We start from the raw sequence: 18,199 nt of genomic DNA, 5'->3' as shown, positions 1-18,199 counted from the left end.
AACTGAGCAAATACAAACTTGTCTTGAAACATATGCGGTCATAGTAAAACTACCGCAAAGATAAAATTTCAAGTCCGTTCGCTCGAAAAATCCATGTAACTAACTATATTTCAATAATTTCAAAGAACTTTTTCAGATTTTAATGGGACAGTAGTGAAATCGCAATATGAAAAGAAACGATTAATCACTTTCGATAGAATTAAAATTAAATCCAACTATAAATATTTTCTCAATACTAAAGTGAAGTTTAATGAAATGTTTGATTCACGTAGTGGGGAGAAAACAGGTCTTTTTTATAGCTCTAAAAACGATGTAAATATACCTTATAACCTTTATATAGCTGTTAGCTATATAAGGAAAACCTTAACTCTTGAATTTTCAAGTAAAATATTGAAAGAGAAATATCCATACTTAATATCAAAAGATACCATCAAAGAATGTCTAATCAATATTAACCAACTAAATATTTGTGATATTGACATAGATAGTATCTTATCAAATGGGGCAATTACATCAATAGATGTAACTTATGACACAAACCTTATTCTAAGTGATAATCTTCTGGACGCTCTTAATTCGCAAGTAAATAACTATAGACGCTTCAAGTGGGCACATTACGATAAAGAGGGGATTATTTTTACCAAAGATGTAAAATCCAAAGATTGTACGGAAACAATCACCTTATATAATAAAGAAAAAGAAATATATACCAGCCACAATAAAGACTTTTTAAATAGTTTATCACAACCGCAATCAATAATAGACTATTTCAAGGGGAAAACCCGATTCGAAATCACATTAAACACATCTAAAAAGATAAGGAACTATTTGAATTTAACCGACACCAAAATATCCAGTGTACTAAATTCCAATACAAACCCTATCCTTATTCAATTTGACAAGGTTTTTGGCAATTCTACAACCAATGTTCCAAACGCAACTTTAGATAATTATGAAGAATGGAGTATGAAAATTATTCTCGATAGTTACAAAGGTGATTTAAAACGGCTGGAGCAAGATATTAGGAGTAAATTCAGTTCACGCAGTGGAGCAGCAAAACGAATGAAGAAGTTTGAAGCTGTTTATCGTAAAATGACATCAGCCTCAACTAGTGAAAACATTATTCAAAAGATACGCAATCTGTTGCATTGATGAGGCTTAAAATCGTTTATATTTGCTATTTTTGCGAAAAAAATAATGAGTTTACCAGTTCATAAAGCGGTCAGAAGTTCACAAGACCGCCAGCAAGATGATTTATATGCAACTTCGCCAGTAGCTGTAGAAGCTCTATTGGAAAGAGAAAAGTTCCATAATGTAATACTTGAGCCTTGTTGCGGTCTCGGTCATATTTCACGTACATTGGAAGAACATAAATATCATGTAATCTCAAGCGATAAGAATTTTTATGGCTTTGGCACGGAAGGCATAGATTTTCTAGCTAACGATGATTTTTTCTCTGATTTGAAGGAAAATGTAGATATAGTAACCAATCCTCCTTACCATTTGGCAGTACCAATTGTCGAAAAAGCGTTAACTTTAGCCAAACACAAGGTAGCAATGCTATTCCCTTTCTGGTATTTAATCAGATTCTACTGGTATCCTCCTTGCCGCATATACCTCTTCACTCGCAAAATAGACATTGCTAAGGATGGTGATTTTGAAATATACAAAGGGAGAAATATGAAAGATTATGCTTGGTTTATTTTTGAAAAAGGCTTTAAATCCGAGACTGTTGTGCATTATATTATAAACAACAAAAAAGTTACACCTATAGTAAAGCGGTTAGAAGAAAAATATTCTTGTAACGAGATTTTTTGGAATAGCTCTAAAGACAAAATGAAACAATATGCGATTCAACTTCATCACGAAGGAATAAGCAAAAGAGCTATTGCCAGAAAATTAGGTGTCACAGAAGGGACTATTAGAAACTGGCTAAAATAGTGCGTAAATTACGCACTAACTGAACATCTTGTATCAAAATAAAAAGTGTATCAATTAAATCTTATAAAAGACCGATTGATACACTTTTTTATGTATTAGTTTAATCTAAAAGATTATTTCAATGCTATTTCTTTTTCTTAATCTCTACAATGATTATTTTATCAGCATTGTTTTTACTTACAGTACCCCTACGTACCAGTTCTGCTTTAGCTTCGCTTTCCGTTCCCTTTTTTAATTCAAGAATGGTAGTCGAATGAGTTGTAGAAGTACTACCTTTAATTTTATATTTTACAGTATATTGCGCAGCCAAAGAAACTACACTTATACATAACACAATCAGAAATGAAATAATTTTCTTCATAATCAACATCTATTTTAATCAATCTGGAATATACTCTATTACTCCATTAATAATAGTATCATATTCCGAACCATATCTTTTAAAACTAAAATTTACAAGTTCAAGAGTTATATTCTTCCCAATAATACTTTTCACAATAACATCTCCATGTGGGTCTGAGGCTCCATAAACAGCATCATCAATGTTACCACCCTCCAAACAATAAAATAAGTTACGTGAAGAAATTACTAAATGAGTACCAACATGCAAATCTGCCAAACCAGTATATTCCTTAATTGAACCATCCGCAGTATCTTTATACTTTTCAATATAAAATTGAAAATACCATCCAGTCAAAGCATCCTTATCTTCTGAAAAAGCTGCGCTAAAGCTCATTTCATTAGTACCAGGTATCCAGTAGTCAGTATCTGGTACATTATGTCCCGCACTATAATCAACATAATTTGCTCTTATAACATGATATGTATTAATCGCTCCCGTTGCAGCATATTTAACAGAAACCATTTCACTATCATTATTTCCACTACCAATGTCATCATTATCACAAGACGTTAGTAAAGAAGATGCCATTACAATAAGCACCATAAAGTTAGCGAACAAATATTTATTCATACATATTAAAATTTATACGCAACTCCAACACCTAAAACAACTTGATTGAAATCGCTAATTAGTTGATATTTAACTTCAAAATTTACATTCAATCTGTCTGTTATTGCATATTCTGCACCAGCACCTAGATTAACACCAAATTTACCAGTGTTTGAATCGCCTATTGATTCTTCACCTTCATATTCACTCATTGCTTCATCATCAAAACCATAACTAATATCAAATCCGTCCAGTTTCCAATTAGTATATGTCAACCCTACCAATGGATAAACTTTGAATTTATCAGCTACTGGGAAAAGGTAGTGAGCATTTAAATTAACGTCCCACATACTAACAAAATCTTTCTTTAGAAAATAGTCAAAAGAAGCCTCAGCACGAATAGCATCAGTGATACCATACTGAAACTTGGCACCGATACCGAGATTACTAATTTCTGTACCATAACCCAGATTAATACCTACTGCCTTTTCACCTTTTTGAGCAAAAGCAGAACTCATCCCAAGAGCTATAAAGCTCATTAATACAAATAGTTTTTTCATTTTATATAGATTATAATTAATAAAAATGTAGTTATCATATATGATAACCAGCCTGCAAAGATAAGCCCTTTTCTTTGTTATCACAAATGATAACTTAAAAAAATGAATGAACAACAACTTTTCATTAAAATAGGAGATAAGATTAAGGAAATAAGGCTTGAAAAAGGAATAAGCCAACAAGATTTGGCAGCTAAATGTAACTTTGAGAAGGCTAATATGTCGCGGATTGAAGCTGGGCGCACCAATCTGACGATAAAAAATGCATATAAAATTAGTATTGCTTTAGAAGTTAAATTAAAAGACCTGTTAGATGTAGAATGACCATTTTACTTTTTAGGCATCGTTATCAAAACTCCTTTTCTTATACTGCATTTTGAATTTTGATATGGCTTTTCTTCTTTCAATCCATAATTTCTTAATGTTCCTAACGCAATACCCAACTCTTTTGGACTGAATTTCGTATAAATTGCAGATAGTGAGCCAAAATAATAATGTTGTCCGTCATATTCAACATGAACAACTGTTCTTTCTTGTTTATTATCCATATTATTTAATATTTAGCCACAAAGGAATGATAAATATTTAATATTTGCCATACTTCTAGCCTTATTTAACGTTGTAAATGATTTATATTAAATATATACCACTATCTTTGCATTATAATTAAGTAACACCATGAAAAAAGTAGTTATCTTCGCAAGAGTTTCCAGTACTAATGGCACACAAGACTATGAACGCCAAATTAATGATTTGCAGACATTAGCCTCAACAAACAACTGGACGGTTGAGGCTGTATTTGCGGAAAAGATATCTGGAGCAAAAAAGAACACAGAACGCACAGAGCTAATGAGTATGATTGACTACATTAACTCCCACAACATAGACAAAGTAATAGTAACCGAACTATCCAGACTTGGACGTGATACCCTACAAGTATTACAAGCCATAGAAATATTAAATCAGAATAAAGTATCAGTATTCATCCAAAACTATAATATTGAAACGCTTACTCCAGAGGGAGAAATCAACCCTATGAGCCAGTTTCTTATCACTATACTTGCCGAAGTAGCACGAATGGAACGCAAGACTATTAGAGAACGTGTCGCAAGTGGTTACCAGAATTTCCGTAACAATGGCGGTAAGGTAGGACGAAGAATCGGATATACGAAAAGTGATGAGGCTATGAAGGAAGAGTATGCAGAGGAATTAAGACTACTGAAAAGAGGGTATTCACTCCGAAATACAGCTAAATTAACGGGTACGAGTGTAAATACTCTTCGTAAATTAACTGCTTTAATGTAAATTAACTTAGTGGAGTGGTAAAATAGCTTACAAGTCGTATATTTGCATAAAGGACAGGCAAATCCACCACGAAAAATACTTCAAATTCAATCTTATTGTAACAAGTTAGCAAGTTAGGAACAGGAAGCACATTCATGCACATGCACTTCCCTGTTTTGTGGATTTTTGCATGAATGTGTAAGAATAAGTTGTGCAATGGCATGGCAAATAATCCTTTATAATAAATGTTTGACGAGGATGAATTGAATGATTATGATAAGAAATTTCAAGCAATAGGTGTTGGGGACAAGGAAGAACAAAAAAAGATACTGGAGTTTTTCTATACATTAGGTGTTATTACGTTTAATTTTTAATTTAATGATTGATGAGTAAGAAAAAAAGTAAAGAGAAAGTAGTAGAGTTTTCTAAATTGACAAATAAAGTGGCTGCTGTATGGACGCGAGTGTCAACGGAGCGGCAAGCTGATACAAATGGCAGTTTAGAAAGTCAAAGAAGGATATGTACGGAATATGCAGAAAGTCATGCTATTCGTATAAAAAAGTATTATGGCGGTACGAATGAGAGTGCAAAAGTTGAAGGTAAACTATACCGTGAAATGATTGCAGAGGTGGCTAGAGATAAAGAGATAAATATAATTCTTGTCTATTCATTTGACCGTTTCAGTCGGGCTGGTTATGAGGCGATGATGACAAAAGCATATCTCAAAGCTAAAGGAATATATGTGGTGTCTGCAACACAGGCTACTGACCCAGATAGTGCAGCAGGTGGATTTATGGAAGATGTTATCTTTCTTTTTAATCAGTTTGAGAATAACCTTCGAAAGGATAAATGTATCACAGGTATGGTGGAGTGTTTACGAAATGGCAACTGGTATTCAAAACCTCCGCTAGGTTATGATAAACTAAAAGTAGGTCGAGAACACGTTCTTACAGTGAATGAAAAAGGCAAGATACTGCGTAATGCTTTTGTTTGGAAAGCTACGGAAGGAATTGGGGATATAGAAATAGTTCAGCGATTAAAGGGGTTGGGGTTATCCATTGACCGAAAACATTTAAATAAAATTCTTCATAATCCGTTTTATTGTGGATATATACAACATAGTTTGTTGGGGGATGAAGTTATAAAAGGTAATCAAGAGATATTAATTGATGAGGCTACGTTTAATAAAGTGAATGGTATATCGAATGCAGGATATGAACACAAAGAAATTACTGAATCATTTCCATTGAAAAGGCATATCATCTGCTCAGACTGTGGCGGCTATTTAACTGGATACACAGTGAAAGCACGTGGACGGGATTATTATAAATGTAATAAAAAAGGGTGTAAAAGTAATCATAGTACAGAGAAACTACATCGGAAGTATATCAATCTTTTAAATGGATATAATATACCAGATGAATTTATTCCGATACTTACAGATGTTTTAAGAAAGGTTTTTGAAGAATACAATCAAAGTAAGGGTGAAACAAAGAAAGTCCTTTTAAAGCGAAAAACAGAGTGTGAAAATAGAATTAATGCAGTTAAAGTTAGGTTTGGTTTGGGAGAAATTAATAGTGAAATATATAGGACTACTATGAGCGAATTAAATTCGAGATTGGCGGAAATCAGACGAGACCTTGAAGATGCAGGGAAAAATTTATCGAACATGATGAATTATATCAATCAAACGATTGAAATATCTTGTAAATTAGGCAGTTTGTGGAGTGATAGTGATTTTACTAATAGGCAAAAAATACAAAATTTAGTCTATCCTAGTGGAATTTACTTCGACAAGAAAAATGATGATTATCGAACAGAAAACGAGAATGAAGTTTTTAAGATTTTCCGCAGATTTACAGCGGTTTGCGAAGGTGAAAAAGAAAAAGCGACAACCGATTTTGCTCGTTTGTCGCCTTCTGTCGGAATGAGGCGACTCGAACGCCCGACCCCTACGTCCCGAACGTAGTGCGCTACCAACTGCGCTACATTCCGATTGCTTTTGGAAAGTGGTGCCACCAGGAATCGAACCGGGGACACAAGGATTTTCAGTCCTTTGCTCTACCAACTGAGCTATGGCACCTTTTTCGTTTGCGGGTGCAAAGATAAAGAGTTTTTTTTATACCGCAAGGCTTTTTGAGGAAAAATATCTAAAAAAGGTGCCTCTTGCTCTATGGAGCGAGGCACCTTACTTCTAAAAATCATTTGCTATCGAAGACATCAGTCGATATTCGGATTGATGCTGTGCCAGTCTTTGATGGCAGGCAGTACACCCATTTCTATCACCTCGTCACGAAGTGTGCAGAGATGGGCATAGCTTTCTTTCAGTTTGGCTTCTTCTTCGGGCGTGCCGTTCAGTTCCTTATAGTGTACACCGTCTTTGGTAATTTCAGTTTCCATTGCCATCATGATGTGGTCGAAGCCGTGGCTGTGTACATATGTACCGGCAGGCCAGCGGAACGGTTTGCCACCCATCGCTGCAGCTATCATTTCGATAGAGACGTATGCCGGACTCTGGAAGGAAGAACGTCCACGGAGGGCGATGATGTTGGCACCGCCTTTGGTTACCTTAGTCTGGATTTCGACCCACTGTTCTTTAGTCAGGGCAGGGGTACCGATGATATCAAGTAACGGTTTACCGTCCACCTTGGCGGTAGAGGCATATACAGCCATCTGTTCACCATGACCGCCGTAGGTACGGCAATTTTCGATTTTGTCGGGGGCAATGCCGAAGTGCTTGGAAAGTTCACTGCGCAGGCGGGTGCTGTCGAGGGCAGCCAGTGTGGTCACTTGTGAAGGTTTCAGGCCGGAATACAATAGGGTAATCAGACCGGTGATGTCAGCAGGATTGAAAATGACAACCACGTGCTTCACATCCGGACAGTAGGCTTTTACATTCTTACCGAATTCTTCGGCAATAGCGGCATTGCCTTTCAAAAGGTCTTCGCGGGTCATGCCGGCCTTGCGGGCGGCACCGCCTGATGATACCACATACTTGGCACCGGTCAGCGCTTCTTTGATATCGGAGGTAAATGTGATGTTCATTCCTTCGAATCCGCAGTGGAACAGCTCTTCGGCCACACCTTCCAGTCCGGGAGCATAAGGGTCGTACAGACATAGGTTGGGAGTGAGATGCATCATGATTGCAGTCTGTGCCATGTTTGAACCGATCATGCCGGCTGCACCGACGATTGTCAATTTGTCATTTGTCAGAAATTCCATAATCTTTATTTATTTAAAGGTGAGTAATATCTTTTCTTGCTGATTGTCACGATACAAAGATAACCCTTTTTGAAGAGAGTTGTTCATAGAAAAAAGTTATCTTTTAGAGCAAAAAGTTATTTCTTCTTTCCGAACTGCTGTATTGTACCTAAATTACTTATCTTTGTTGGGAAAATGAAGATAAGTAAGAAACTATGAGCATTGAGTTAGGAAAGTACAATACGCTGGAAGTGGTGAAGGAGGTAGCCTTCGGCATGTATCTGGACGGTGGCGAAGAAGGTGAAATTCTGCTTCCGTCGCGTTATGTCCCCCAAGACTGTAAGGTGGGAGACAAACTGAACGTTTTTATATATCTTGATAACGAAGAACGTCTGGTAGCCACTACTCTGACACCGTTAGTGCAGGTCGGGCAGTTTGCCTGCTTGGAGGTGGCGTGGATAAACCAGTATGGTGCTTTCCTTAACTGGGGATTGATGAAGGATCTTTTCGTCCCCTTCCGCGAACAGAAAATGAAGATGCAGGTGGGAAAGAAGTATGTGGTTCATGCCCATTTGGATGATGAAAGCTATCGTATCGTGGCATCGGCCAAGGTAGACCGTTATCTTTCCAAAGAGAAGGCCGCCTATGAGTCGGGGCAGGAGGTGGATATCCTGATTTGGCAGAAGACGGATTTGGGATTCAAGGCGATCATCAACGATGAATATAGCGGCTTGCTATATGAGAGCGAGATATTTCAGCCACTGCACACGGGCATGAGGATGAAAGCCTATGTGAAGCAGGTACGTGAAGACGGCAAGATAGACCTGCTGCTTCAAAAACCGGGGCAGGCTAAAGTAGAAGATTTCTCAGCTACGCTGCTGGACTATATCCGTGAACAGGGCGGACGGATAGCTTTGAATGACAAGAGTCCGGCAGAAGAAATCTATGCAACTTTCGGTGTCAGCAAGAAAACCTTCAAAAAGGCTGTGGGAGATTTGTACAAAAAACATCTGGTTGTATTGGAGGAAGATGGAATCAGGATTAGGAATTAGTCCCAGTCATTAGGAATTTCCCTACTTGTAAATAGAGACAATCATTAGGGAGGGGAATTTCCTCTCCCTATTTTTGTCGTACAATAAAAAAAGAAAAGTCATGATACGTCATTTGATATTAAGTGTTTGTCTAGTTCTGGTAGCGTTTCCCGCAATAAAAGCGGCGCCCATAGACGGAATCCGTATAGAAAGTCCATACCGTAGAGTGGTGGTACTGGTCGACGGACAGCAGGTTTGCCTGCCTACTTTCAGTTGTTTTGTAGCCAATCTGCGTGGTAGTTGTCGGGTAGAGGTTTATGAAGCGCCATCCCGTGGGGAGAATTCCCGAAGAGGAAAACTCCTATATGATGAACGTGTGCATTGCTCCATCAATGAAGTGGAAGATATTTTCATTCCAGAGGACAAAAGACCTGGTGGAAACTGGGGTACTTCTAATCATCACAAGCCTGGCAGACCCGGTGACAGACCGTTAGGAGGCGAGCAGCATGAACCGGTGATGTCACCATCTGCCTTCGAACAGTTTATGGGGCTGATGGAAAAACAGAGTTTCGATTCAGACCGTAAGGAAGTGCTCGACCATGCCTTGCTGACCTCTTGGTTCACTACTGACCAGTGTATCCGTCTGATGGATTTTTATCGTTTCGACAGTGAAAAGAAACAGTTGATGAAGAAGATTTATCCTAAAATAGCCGATAAACCGAATTTCTATTATGCGATAGACAAGCTGACCTTCTCGTCGGACAAGAACGAGATAAATGCCTTCATCAAACAATATCATGAGAAGAATAACTAAAAAAAGGAGGGATTATGAAACGGATTATATTTATATTTTTTGCCGCTATGATGAGTACAGCTGTTTGTAGTGCGGCAATGAGCAACAGCAAAGTGCGTAAAGAGACCCGCTTTCTTACGGACAAGATGGCCTATGAATTGAACCTGAGTACAGAACAGTATAATGACGTGTACGAAATAAACTATGATTTCATTTCCGGTATACGTTATCTGATGGATGACGTTCTTCGGGGGGAGGAATGGGCCTTGAATCGCTATTACGATTATCTGGATGTGCGCAATGACGACCTTCGATGGGTGCTGAATAACCGGCAGTACGGCCGTTTCATGCAGGCCGCCTATTTTTACCGTCCGGTTTATGTAAGTGGTGGTCGTTGGTCTTTTAGGGTTTACATCACTTACACCAACCATAATCATTTCTATTTCCCGCGGCCGTATCATTACCGTACATATTGCGGTGGGCATTATCGTACGCACTATCACAACAGCTATTATCGCGGTCGTTACCATCATCCGCACTATACCGGTTCGTGGAGTATTCGGAATGATAAGTCGTACCACACCAGCCGCCGTTCAGATTTCGGTTCGGTGAACATCCGCCCTAATTCGCATAAGCGTCCGGCAGGCAGGGATGATGTATATACCACGCGACGTAGCAACGGTAGTAATAATCGCATTAGCACAGGTACACGTAACAGCAGTACGCGACGTAGTAGTGTGGATAGTGGCAGAAAGTCGAGTAAAGAGAAAATAGAAACCACAAGAACTAAAAATAATGATAAGAGCCCCAGCCGTAGCAGGGTAAAGACGGCAAGCAAGGAAAGAAGAAATGCTTCCGGCGTACGGAGTTCCGAAAGCCGTCGCAGCAGCTTTTCAAGCACTACCCGCAGTTCTACCGGCAGTAGCTCTTCCCGCTCTTCGGAAAGGAGATAGAAGAACAAAAAACTCCCCTCTTGTCAGCCTGGAGGCAGGGAGAGGGGAGAATCAAACACAACAACTAAAATTATACTTCTTTTTTTATTCAATCGGTTCTCCCTTATAGAAATCCAGAATCTTGGTACGGAACAGATAGTCATACTTGGCTTGCAATTCGTCTGATTGGGATTTCATAAGGTTCTGTTTTGCTTCATTGTATTCTACGGCATTTGCTTTTCCGTTCTCATACTTTTCGCTCATCAGCTTGAAAGACTCTTCGCTGGCAACGGTGGCTGTATGGCTACTGGTATATTTGCTTTCGGCAGCAGCGGCGTTGTACCATGCTTGTTGGATTTCTTTATAAAGTGTCTTCTTGGCATTATCCAATTGCAAGGCATAGTTTTCACGTTGCAGGCGTGCCGTGCGTACCCGGTTACGGGTAGAGAGACGGTTGAAAATAGGTACGCTGAGGTTGAATCCTACATATTTGTTGAAGTTATCGTTCATCTGCTGGCTGAAAGTACGGTCGATGGTAGAATAGTAATTCGTACCGAGACTACCGTTCAGGCTCAGTTGCGGGTAGTAGTTGCTCTGGGCAATACGGATATTGTGTTTACTGCCTTCCAAGCGGAACTGTGCAGCTTGTATGGAAGCCTTACTCACCATGGCTGTTTGGAATATCTCATCCGGAGGAGTGAGAGGGACTAAATCCAGATTGACTGCCGGAGATTCCAGATTGAACCCTTCCGGTGTTTCCAGTTCGATAAGCTGGCTAAGGTCGAGCAGGGCCAACTTATAGTTGTTGTTTGTCTGCACTACATTCATCTCGTCTTGTGCCACACGTGCTTTGGCTTCTGCCAGTTCTGCCGGAGAGGCTTTTCCCAAGTCGGCAAGCCGGCTGATGCGGACATATTGCTCTTTGCTCAATTGCACTTGTCCCAACGCCACCTGGTGGAGCTCTTCATTGAACAGCACCTGAAGGTAGGCCGAAGCTATATTGATGGCAATGTCTTCCTTGGCTTTGTCCAGGTCGGCAATGGCAGCTTTGAGGTTTAGTTTGGCCAATGCATACTGGTGGGGAATTTCCAGACCGGTAAAGATAGGTATGCTGGTATTGACAGACATATTAGTGCCGTGGCTGCTGGTGTTGACGTATACAGTGGAATAGTCTCCCGTATCCTCATTTTTGATGGCTGTTTGCGTACGTCCCCAGTTCCAGCTCTGGCCGGCACTGGCATTCAGGTTCGGCAGTCGTGCCCATTTGGCTGTATTTACTTCGACAGCACTCTGTTCGGCAGCGTTGGCTGTCTGGCGGATACTGATGTTATGCTCGATGGCATAGTCTATGCATTGGCGTAAAGACCATCGTTCCTGCGCCTGCACTGAGATACTGCCGAATATTGCGAGGTATAAGAATATCTTTTTATTCATATCGTATATCTTTTTAAGCTATTCCGTTTGTTAATCCTTTTTCTCTGTACCGCGAATCTTATCCTGGGCACTGATACCGCTTTTGATGGCAATCTTTATGCCGTCACTCATGCCGACCTGGATGGGGCGGCGTTCGAACTTCTGTACCGGTACGCTGTCCGTCATTACGTATACAAAGGTGCTGTCACCATTGAATTCAACGGTACTTTCCGGTACGGCAAGCGTTTTCTGGGCACGGTCCAATACGATTTCTGCGTTGGCAGAATAGCCGGAACGTATCTGTACGCTGTCCGGTGCGGCAATGGCAGCTTTGATTTCAAACTGGTTGGCACCGTTTTCTTCCACACCCTTCGGAGATATGTATTCCAGTGTGGCATCGAACGAAAGATTCTGCAGGGCGCCGATTGTCAGTTTCACCGGCATGCCTTCGTGCACACGGCCCACTTCCGTTTCGTCAATGTTGCCGCGGAAAATCAAATCGTTCATGTTGGCAACGGTAGCGATGGTGGTTCCGTCATTGAAAGTGTTACTCATGATAACCGAGTTACCGACTTTGATGGGTACATCCAGAATCAGACCGGTAATGGTGGAACGGATCAGGGTACTACTGAAAGAGGCGCTGTTCTTGGTGATGCCTTCCTTTACAATTTCCAGGTTATCTTTTGCTGTCTGCAGTTCCTCGCGTGCCTGCTTCACGCTTACTTCCCCTTTTTCGTACTCTTCAGCGCTGATAAGCTTGTCGTTGTACAGTTTCTGGGTACGGGCGAAATCCGTTTCGGCTTGGGCAGCGTTGATTTCCGCCAATCGTACGCGGCTTTCGGCAGAGTTCAATTGTCCCAGTTCGGGTATCACCTTTACTTTGGCAAGCACTTCCCCTTGCTTCACACTTTGTCCTGCTTCCTTGTATACTTCGGCAATGATACCGGAAATCTGCGGCTTGATAAGGACTTCATCTCTCGGTTCCACTTTGCCGGTGGCTACGGTAGTCTTTTCAAGGTCTGTCACTTCCGGAACTATCGTTTCGTATACTGTTACTTTAGGTTGGGACTTCTGGTACAGAAAAACGAATGTCCAAATGAATAAGGCAGCAATTACTACCAATAATGCGATTTTCAGAAACTTCTTTGTTTTCATCTTATATTTACGATTTAATTATTTACGATTAATATAGCCATTATTTCATGGCTTACGGTTAGTGGTCTCTCTATAAGTTTATTCATCCCTGATGGCTTCAATTGGCTTGATTGCCATGGCGCGATAGGCAGGTGCCAGTCCGGCAAGCACTCCTAATGCGATGAGGAGGATACAGGTTCCGATAGCCAGTCCGAATGAAACCTGGTAGTGGGTTTTGATAACTCCAGGGTCATTGGCGGCCTTTTCAAGTATTTGCAGTACAAATACGGCAAAAGAAATACCTGCCATACCCGCTATAGTGGTCAGCACCATGCTTTCCGAAAGAATTTGTTGCAGAATGTCTTTAGGACGGGCACCTATGGCACGGCGTATGCCTATTTCCGTTGTGCGCTCCTTGACGGTTACCATCATGATATTCGATACGCCGATAGCTCCGGCAAACAGCGTCCCCAAACCTACCATCCAGATTAGAAAGCGCACTCCAATCATCAGGTTGTCCATCATGGAGAACATAGCTTCCGCATTCAGAAGCATGACGGCTTGTTTGTCATCGGGAGCAATGTAGTGCGCTGCTTTTACAAGACGTTCCACTTCGGGCTGCACGTCTTTCACTTTTACTCCCGGTTTCATGATGAAACATACTACATGCAGTTTCTTTCCGAGGTTGTAGGTCTGTTGCATGGTGGAAAAAGGCAATGTAATGGCTTCAGAGGCCTGCCCTTGTATATTGACATTGCCTTCGGATGAACACATTCCGATAACCCGGTAATAGATACCATTTACCCGGACATATTTGCCGCAGGGGTCTTCACCGGGTTTGAAGAGGCTTTCATAAACACGTTTGCCGATTACACACACTTTACGCGACTCTTTAATGTCGACATCATTGATGAAACGTCCATAGGTCATCTCTTGATGTTCTATCTGTTCATATTCGGGATACAAGCCTTTCACACTACAGTCGTACTTGTTGTCTCCGTAGACAGCCACTTGTCCCCATAAGGCAATGGAAGGCGTGGCAAGCGCCACACCGTCCACATTGCGTACACGGTCCACATCTTCCATCTCCAAATCCCACCATCGTCCTTTGCGAAAACCTTTATAAGCCTCGCTTGTCTTTTGTGCAGCGATAAAGCCCGAGTTGGTTGCAAATCCTTCGAACTGGGATTTTAGTTCTTCCTGCATGCCCTGGCCGCCACCGATAAGCGCCACCAGCATAAAGATACCCCAGAATACGCCGAACGCCGTAAGCAGGCTTCTCGTTTTGTTCCTTGTTATTGTGATGAGGATTTCCTCACACGTATCTATGTCTATTCTCATAATCTTTAATCTGCTCTAAGTGCTTCAATAGGACTGATACTTACCGCTTTCTTAGCCGGGAAGAACCCAGCCAACGTACCCGCTATGATAAGGGTCAGGGTAGCTTGGATAGCAATACTGAGGTCTACGGTGGGATCGGAGAACATGGTCTGCTGGAACATGCCGGCATCCATCGTCTGGCTACCGAAAGCAGAGTTCATCCATTCCGTCACCCCGATGCCTGCCACCATACCGATATAACCGAATAGCGTAGTGATAGTCACGCTTTCCACAATAATCAGCCAAAGGATGGAGAAAGGTTTTGCTCCCAATGCCTTACGGATACCAAATTCCCGGGTACGTTCTTTCACGGTAATCAGCATTATGTTCGACACGCCGACAATCCCACTCAACAGTGTAAAGATACCGATAACCCAGATTGCAGTCCGGAGGATACCCATTGCATTCTGTGTCTGCAGATAGTTGGTGAAACGATTCCATATCCATATGGCGCTCTCATCCGTGGGGTCAAAGCGGTGATTGGTGGCAATAGCCTTGCGGTATTCTTTTTCAAAGGCTTCGTTACTTTCTATGCTGTGCAGGTTCTTGGTTGTAAAGATGATGTTATTCAGCTTGTCTCCTTTATTATAGATGGTTTGCAAGGTGGAGAAGGGGATATACGCTTCGTTTGCCTCGCGGTCTCCCTGGTCATTGTAGAGGCCTACTACTTGATAGGCCACTCCACTGGCATTGACAAATTGTCCGATGGGTTCAGTATGCGTTTTTCCGAAAAGGATATCTGCAGATTTCTTATGGAGGATGATGACTTTACGTCGGTCTTTCAGGTCGTTGTAGTTGATGAAACGTCCGTCCGCTGTTTTCACGGTTTCCACTTCGGTGTAGTTGGGATATACGCCCAGCAGAGAGATATTGATATATTCTTGTCCGAAGCTGACGTTTACATTACTTTGACGCACGGTGGCACCGGCACTGATGACATTTTCGGTGAATTGCTTCTCCGTGTCATCCATGTCCCGGTTGTCCAGTTGGACGCGGCGTCCTTCTTTCAGACCGTCGTATGACTTGGTGGTCCAGCCGGGGAAGATGCGGATAGAGTTCAAGGCACGCTCCGACGCATTTTGCTCGAAGGCATGTATGATACCGTTTCCGGCTCCGAGCAGCACGATGAGCATGAAGATTCCCCATGCCACGGCAAAGCCCGTCAGGAATGTACGCAGTTTGTTGCGTTTGATGGTTCCGTATATTTCTTGCCAAAGGTCTATCATTGATAATTAAAAATTAAGAATTAAAAATTAAAGGGGGAGGGGGCTCTTCCTTTATTATTTCATGAATCCGTCTTTTCCGAACGGGCTTGCATCGTGGTTCAGATTCGTCTCGATGCTACCTATGATACCGTCTTTGATATGGATAATCTTGTCCGTCTGGTTGGCAACACCGCTTTCGTGGGTCACGACTACGATGGTCATGCCCGTATCGTGCAGTTCCTTTAGAATCTGCATCACCTCTACGGAAGTCTTGCTGTCGAGCGCGCCGGTAGGTTCATCGGCAAGGATAATCTGCGGTTGGGTAATGAGGGCACGGGCGATGGCTACACGTTGTTTCTGTCCACCGGACATCTCATTTGGCATGTGGTGTGCCCACTCTTTCAGCCCCAGGCGGTCCAGATATTCCAGTGCCAGCGCATTACGTTTGCGGCGGCTCACTCCTTGATAAAAGAGAGGAAGCGCCACATTCTCCACTGCATTCTTGAAGGAAATGAGATTGAAGGACTGGAAGATGAAACCAATCATACGGTTGCGGTACTCGGCTGCCTTCGTTTCGCTGAGGTTCTTGATGAGGGTACCGTTCAGATAATATTCCCCCGTGTCGTAACTATCCAGAATACCCAGTATATTGAGTAAAGTGGACTTTCCCGAACCCGATGAGCCCATGATGGAAACAAATTCGCCTTTCTGAATGTCGAGGTTGATGCCTTTGAGCACATGCAGCGGTGCTCCGTTGTTGTAGGTCTTGTTAATGTCTTTTAGTTGTATCACTGTTTTCCCTGTTTATTGCTTTACTCTTATTAATTTTCACTATTAGACGCAGCAATGCTACGAAAAGTTGCAAAAGTTGCAAACTTTTTTAAAAAAAGATTTTGCAGTGTCGTTTTTCTTTGTGATTTTTGTAACCATGAATGTGATTAACTAACCCTTTAAACAAAAGTAATATCATGAATTCAAACATGGAAAAGCCCTATGTAGTGGGCATTGACATAGGCGGAACAAACACCGTCTTTGGTATTGTAGACGCACGCGGAACTATTATTGCAAGCAGTTCCATCAAAACCGGAGCTTATGAGGACGTCAATGATTACGTAGACGAAGTTTGCAAGAATCTGTTGCCGCTCATTATTGCCAACGGTGGAGTAGACAAGATAAAAGGTATCGGTATCGGTGCTCCTAACGGAAACTATTACAGCGGTACTATTGAGTTTGCCCCGAACCTTCCCTGGAAGGGTGTAATTCCTTTGGCTGCCATGTTTGAAGAGCGCTTGGGTATCCCTACCGCTTTGACAAACGACGCCAATGCTGCCGGTATCGGTGAAATGACTTACGGTGCGGCTCGTGGTATGAAAGACTTTATCATGATAACTCTTGGCACCGGTGTAGGTAGCGGTATCGTTATTAACGGTCAGATGGTATATGGCCATGACGGTTTTGCCGGAGAGTTGGGACATACTATTATCCGTCGTGAAAACGGACGTCTCTGCGGATGCGGACGTCACGGCTGTCTGGAAACTTATTGTTCGGCTACGGGTGTGGCGCGTTCTGCACGTGAGTTCTTGACCAAGAGTACCGAACCGAGTTTGTTGCGCGACATTCCGGCAGAAAACATTACTTCCAAGGATGTGTATGATGCAGCGGTGAAGGGTGACAAGATTGCTCAAGACATCTTTGAGTTTACCGGAACCATCTTGGGTGAGGCTTTGGCTGACTTCATCGCTTTCTCCAGTCCGGAAGCTATCGTGTTGTTCGGTGGTCTGGCAAAGGCGGGAGACTATATCTTCAAGCCTATCCAGAAAGCTATTGACGACAATGTATTGAATATCTACAAAGGTAAGACCAAGTTGCTGGCTTCCGAGTTGAAGGACTCTGATGCTGCAGTGCTGGGTGCCAGTGCGTTGGGCTGGGAGCTGAGAGATATCAAGTAATCAATATTAGGGAAACTGATAAAGGAGGGGATATGTCAAAACTCCCCTTCTATCGAAATCACCCTCGCTACACCTATCTGTGGCGAGGGTGATTTTTAGTTTATGAGAGTTTCGACACACCTTTTTTTCTTTAGTGGCACATATTCCTCAGCAATAAAGTTATGCACAAGTTGCTTCCACACTTCCACCCATTCTCTGTATCCCTTTGTTCATCGGGGTTGCGGATGCTGTGGAAGCAACTTGAAAAGGTGGAAGCAAAAGTTGCTTCCACCTTAATTTTACGCCAAATAATCTATTAATATCTTGTAGTACAATAAATTAATAGGATATGGAGCGATTTGCCAATATCGTGTAAACAAGCTATTGGTTTCCTGCAAACACGGTATTAACTTCGTAAAAGCCCGTGCGATAATAGGTGGAAGTCAGG

The 18,199-nt window shown here is 41.8% G+C and carries 19 protein-coding genes and 2 tRNA genes; 9 read left to right on the top strand and 12 right to left on the bottom strand.

All coding sequences use genetic code 11. The features are described from left to right. Positions 1 to 153 precede the first annotated feature (153 nt). Both HU824_RS03330 and HU824_RS03325 read left to right on the top strand, forming a co-directional pair. The gene (locus tag HU824_RS03330; RefSeq protein WP_176468077.1) at positions 154 to 1,152 is read left to right on the top strand and encodes a hypothetical protein; all 999 of its coding nucleotides are present in this window, start codon (positions 154 to 156) and stop codon (positions 1,150 to 1,152) included. A 45-nt stretch (positions 1,153 to 1,197) separates the two neighbouring features. Beyond that, a complete protein-coding gene (locus HU824_RS03325) occupies positions 1,198 to 1,941 on the top strand; it encodes a helix-turn-helix domain-containing protein (protein WP_176468076.1) in 744 nt (247 codons plus the stop codon). Positions 1,942 to 2,065: 124 nt separating this feature from the next. Here HU824_RS03325 and HU824_RS03320 read toward each other — a convergent pair whose 3' ends face one another. Genes HU824_RS03320 through HU824_RS03310 form a run of 3 tightly spaced genes read right to left on the bottom strand, consistent with a single transcriptional unit; the run spans position 2,066 to position 3,453 of the window. Then, on the bottom strand, positions 2,066 to 2,302 hold the full coding sequence (locus HU824_RS03320) for a hypothetical protein (RefSeq protein WP_136000304.1): 237 nt from the start codon (positions 2,300 to 2,302) through the stop codon (positions 2,066 to 2,068). Between the two features lie 18 nt (positions 2,303 to 2,320). Continuing rightward, positions 2,321 to 2,914: a hypothetical protein gene (locus HU824_RS03315; RefSeq protein ID WP_176468075.1), complete on the bottom strand. Its 594-nt coding sequence runs from the start codon at positions 2,912 to 2,914 to the stop codon at positions 2,321 to 2,323. Between the two features lie 5 nt (positions 2,915 to 2,919). Then, on the bottom strand, positions 2,920 to 3,453 hold the full coding sequence (locus HU824_RS03310; protein ID WP_136000306.1) for a porin family protein: 534 nt from the start codon (positions 3,451 to 3,453) through the stop codon (positions 2,920 to 2,922). 102 nt (positions 3,454 to 3,555) lie between these two features. Here HU824_RS03310 and HU824_RS03305 point away from each other — a divergent pair, with 102 nt between their 5' ends. Continuing rightward, a complete protein-coding gene (locus HU824_RS03305) occupies positions 3,556 to 3,774 on the top strand; it encodes a helix-turn-helix domain-containing protein (protein ID WP_136000307.1) in 219 nt (72 codons plus the stop codon). A 5-nt stretch (positions 3,775 to 3,779) separates the two neighbouring features. On the opposite strand, the gene HU824_RS03300 is transcribed toward HU824_RS03305, so the two are convergent. Then, entirely contained in the window at positions 3,780 to 3,998 is a 219-nt protein-coding gene (locus tag HU824_RS03300; RefSeq protein WP_176468074.1) for a hypothetical protein, read from the bottom strand. 130 nt (positions 3,999 to 4,128) lie between these two features. Here HU824_RS03300 and HU824_RS03295 point away from each other — a divergent pair, with 130 nt between their 5' ends. Both HU824_RS03295 and HU824_RS03290 read left to right on the top strand, forming a co-directional pair. After that, positions 4,129 to 4,755, top strand: a complete 627-nt coding sequence (locus HU824_RS03295; protein ID WP_176468073.1) for a recombinase family protein — start codon at positions 4,129 to 4,131, stop codon at positions 4,753 to 4,755. A 364-nt stretch (positions 4,756 to 5,119) separates the two neighbouring features. Then, a complete protein-coding gene (locus tag HU824_RS03290; RefSeq protein WP_176468078.1) occupies positions 5,120 to 6,703 on the top strand; it encodes a recombinase family protein in 1,584 nt (527 codons plus the stop codon). Here HU824_RS03290 and HU824_RS03285 read toward each other — a convergent pair. The 3 genes from HU824_RS03285 to HU824_RS03275 form a co-directional block, all read right to left on the bottom strand. Further along, positions 6,657 to 6,729, bottom strand: a tRNA-Pro gene (locus tag HU824_RS03285). The genes HU824_RS03290 and HU824_RS03285 overlap by 47 nt on opposite strands. 15 nt (positions 6,730 to 6,744) lie before the next feature. Next, positions 6,745 to 6,817: transfer RNA gene (locus HU824_RS03280), tRNA-Phe, on the bottom strand. A gap of 137 nt (positions 6,818 to 6,954) precedes the next feature. Further along, a complete protein-coding gene (locus HU824_RS03275) occupies positions 6,955 to 7,956 on the bottom strand; it encodes a malate dehydrogenase (RefSeq protein ID WP_005825092.1) in 1,002 nt (333 codons plus the stop codon). Positions 7,957 to 8,150: 194 nt separating this feature from the next. Here HU824_RS03275 and HU824_RS03270 point away from each other — a divergent pair, with 194 nt between their 5' ends. The 3 genes from HU824_RS03270 to HU824_RS03260 all read left to right on the top strand — a co-directional run bounded on the left by HU824_RS03270 (position 8,151) and on the right by HU824_RS03260 (position 10,712). Beyond that, on the top strand, positions 8,151 to 8,987 hold the full coding sequence (locus tag HU824_RS03270; RefSeq protein ID WP_005834783.1) for a S1 RNA-binding domain-containing protein: 837 nt from the start codon (positions 8,151 to 8,153) through the stop codon (positions 8,985 to 8,987). A 100-nt stretch (positions 8,988 to 9,087) separates the two neighbouring features. Further along, positions 9,088 to 9,780, top strand: a complete 693-nt coding sequence (locus tag HU824_RS03265; RefSeq protein ID WP_005825088.1) for a DUF4476 domain-containing protein — start codon at positions 9,088 to 9,090, stop codon at positions 9,778 to 9,780. A 14-nt stretch (positions 9,781 to 9,794) separates the two neighbouring features. Further along, complete coding sequence (locus HU824_RS03260; RefSeq protein ID WP_057087009.1) at positions 9,795 to 10,712, top strand: hypothetical protein; 918 nt, start codon at positions 9,795 to 9,797, stop codon at positions 10,710 to 10,712. 84 nt (positions 10,713 to 10,796) lie between these two features. Here the strand turns inward: HU824_RS03260 and HU824_RS03255 are convergent, their stop codons facing one another. The 5 genes from HU824_RS03255 to HU824_RS03235 all read right to left on the bottom strand — a co-directional run bounded on the left by HU824_RS03255 (position 10,797) and on the right by HU824_RS03235 (position 16,615). Continuing rightward, entirely contained in the window at positions 10,797 to 12,125 is a 1,329-nt protein-coding gene (locus tag HU824_RS03255; RefSeq protein ID WP_005825078.1) for a TolC family protein, read from the bottom strand. Between the two features lie 30 nt (positions 12,126 to 12,155). Then, a complete protein-coding gene (locus tag HU824_RS03250; protein WP_008662889.1) occupies positions 12,156 to 13,259 on the bottom strand; it encodes an efflux RND transporter periplasmic adaptor subunit in 1,104 nt (367 codons plus the stop codon). Between the two features lie 78 nt (positions 13,260 to 13,337). Continuing rightward, the gene (locus HU824_RS03245) at positions 13,338 to 14,579 is read right to left on the bottom strand and encodes an ABC transporter permease (RefSeq protein ID WP_005825074.1); all 1,242 of its coding nucleotides are present in this window, start codon (positions 14,577 to 14,579) and stop codon (positions 13,338 to 13,340) included. A gap of 5 nt (positions 14,580 to 14,584) precedes the next feature. After that, positions 14,585 to 15,844: an ABC transporter permease gene (locus tag HU824_RS03240; RefSeq protein ID WP_005825072.1), complete on the bottom strand. Its 1,260-nt coding sequence runs from the start codon at positions 15,842 to 15,844 to the stop codon at positions 14,585 to 14,587. Positions 15,845 to 15,898: 54 nt separating this feature from the next. Next, positions 15,899 to 16,615 (bottom strand): ABC transporter ATP-binding protein, encoded by a 717-nt coding sequence (locus HU824_RS03235; RefSeq protein WP_005825069.1) that lies wholly within the window; start codon positions 16,613 to 16,615, stop codon positions 15,899 to 15,901. A 176-nt stretch (positions 16,616 to 16,791) separates the two neighbouring features. On the opposite strand from HU824_RS03235, the gene HU824_RS03230 reads away from it, so the two are divergent. Next, positions 16,792 to 17,772: an ROK family protein gene (locus tag HU824_RS03230; protein WP_005825067.1), complete on the top strand. Its 981-nt coding sequence runs from the start codon at positions 16,792 to 16,794 to the stop codon at positions 17,770 to 17,772. The last annotated feature ends 427 nt before the right edge of the window (positions 17,773 to 18,199 follow it).

Origin of the sequence: Bacteroides sp. L10-4 (assembly GCF_013373675.1) — a bacterium.
GTDB lineage: Bacteria > Bacteroidota > Bacteroidia > Bacteroidales > Bacteroidaceae > Bacteroides > Bacteroides muris.
Note: the sequence above shows the minus strand (reverse complement) of the source record. Positions and strands in the feature narration are given on the sequence as shown.

Bases quoted from the DNA above. Each gene is read 5' to 3' on its own strand.
- HU824_RS03240 (WP_005825072.1), bottom strand. From the start codon at position 15,844: ATGATAGACCTTTGGCAAGAAATATACGGAACCATCAAACGCAACAAA.
- HU824_RS03300 (WP_176468074.1), bottom strand. From the start codon at position 3,998: ATGGATAATAAACAAGAAAGAACAGTTGTTCATGTTGAATATGACGGA.
- HU824_RS03250 (WP_008662889.1), bottom strand. From the start codon at position 13,259: ATGAAAACAAAGAAGTTTCTGAAAATCGCATTATTGGTAGTAATTGCT.
- HU824_RS03275 (WP_005825092.1), bottom strand. From the start codon at position 7,956: ATGGAATTTCTGACAAATGACAAATTGACAATCGTCGGTGCAGCCGGC.
- HU824_RS03290 (WP_176468078.1), top strand. From the start codon at position 5,120: ATGAGTAAGAAAAAAAGTAAAGAGAAAGTAGTAGAGTTTTCTAAATTG.
- HU824_RS03295 (WP_176468073.1), top strand. From the start codon at position 4,129: ATGAAAAAAGTAGTTATCTTCGCAAGAGTTTCCAGTACTAATGGCACA.
- HU824_RS03245 (WP_005825074.1), bottom strand. From the start codon at position 14,579: ATGAGAATAGACATAGATACGTGTGAGGAAATCCTCATCACAATAACA.
- HU824_RS03305 (WP_136000307.1), top strand. From the start codon at position 3,556: ATGAATGAACAACAACTTTTCATTAAAATAGGAGATAAGATTAAGGAA.
- HU824_RS03315 (WP_176468075.1), bottom strand. From the start codon at position 2,914: ATGAATAAATATTTGTTCGCTAACTTTATGGTGCTTATTGTAATGGCA.
- HU824_RS03310 (WP_136000306.1), bottom strand. From the start codon at position 3,453: ATGAAAAAACTATTTGTATTAATGAGCTTTATAGCTCTTGGGATGAGT.
- HU824_RS03255 (WP_005825078.1), bottom strand. From the start codon at position 12,125: ATGAATAAAAAGATATTCTTATACCTCGCAATATTCGGCAGTATCTCA.
- HU824_RS03265 (WP_005825088.1), top strand. From the start codon at position 9,088: ATGATACGTCATTTGATATTAAGTGTTTGTCTAGTTCTGGTAGCGTTT.
- HU824_RS03325 (WP_176468076.1), top strand. From the start codon at position 1,198: ATGAGTTTACCAGTTCATAAAGCGGTCAGAAGTTCACAAGACCGCCAG.
- HU824_RS03260 (WP_057087009.1), top strand. From the start codon at position 9,795: ATGAAACGGATTATATTTATATTTTTTGCCGCTATGATGAGTACAGCT.
- HU824_RS03270 (WP_005834783.1), top strand. From the start codon at position 8,151: ATGAGCATTGAGTTAGGAAAGTACAATACGCTGGAAGTGGTGAAGGAG.
- HU824_RS03230 (WP_005825067.1), top strand. From the start codon at position 16,792: ATGAATTCAAACATGGAAAAGCCCTATGTAGTGGGCATTGACATAGGC.
- HU824_RS03320 (WP_136000304.1), bottom strand. From the start codon at position 2,302: ATGAAGAAAATTATTTCATTTCTGATTGTGTTATGTATAAGTGTAGTT.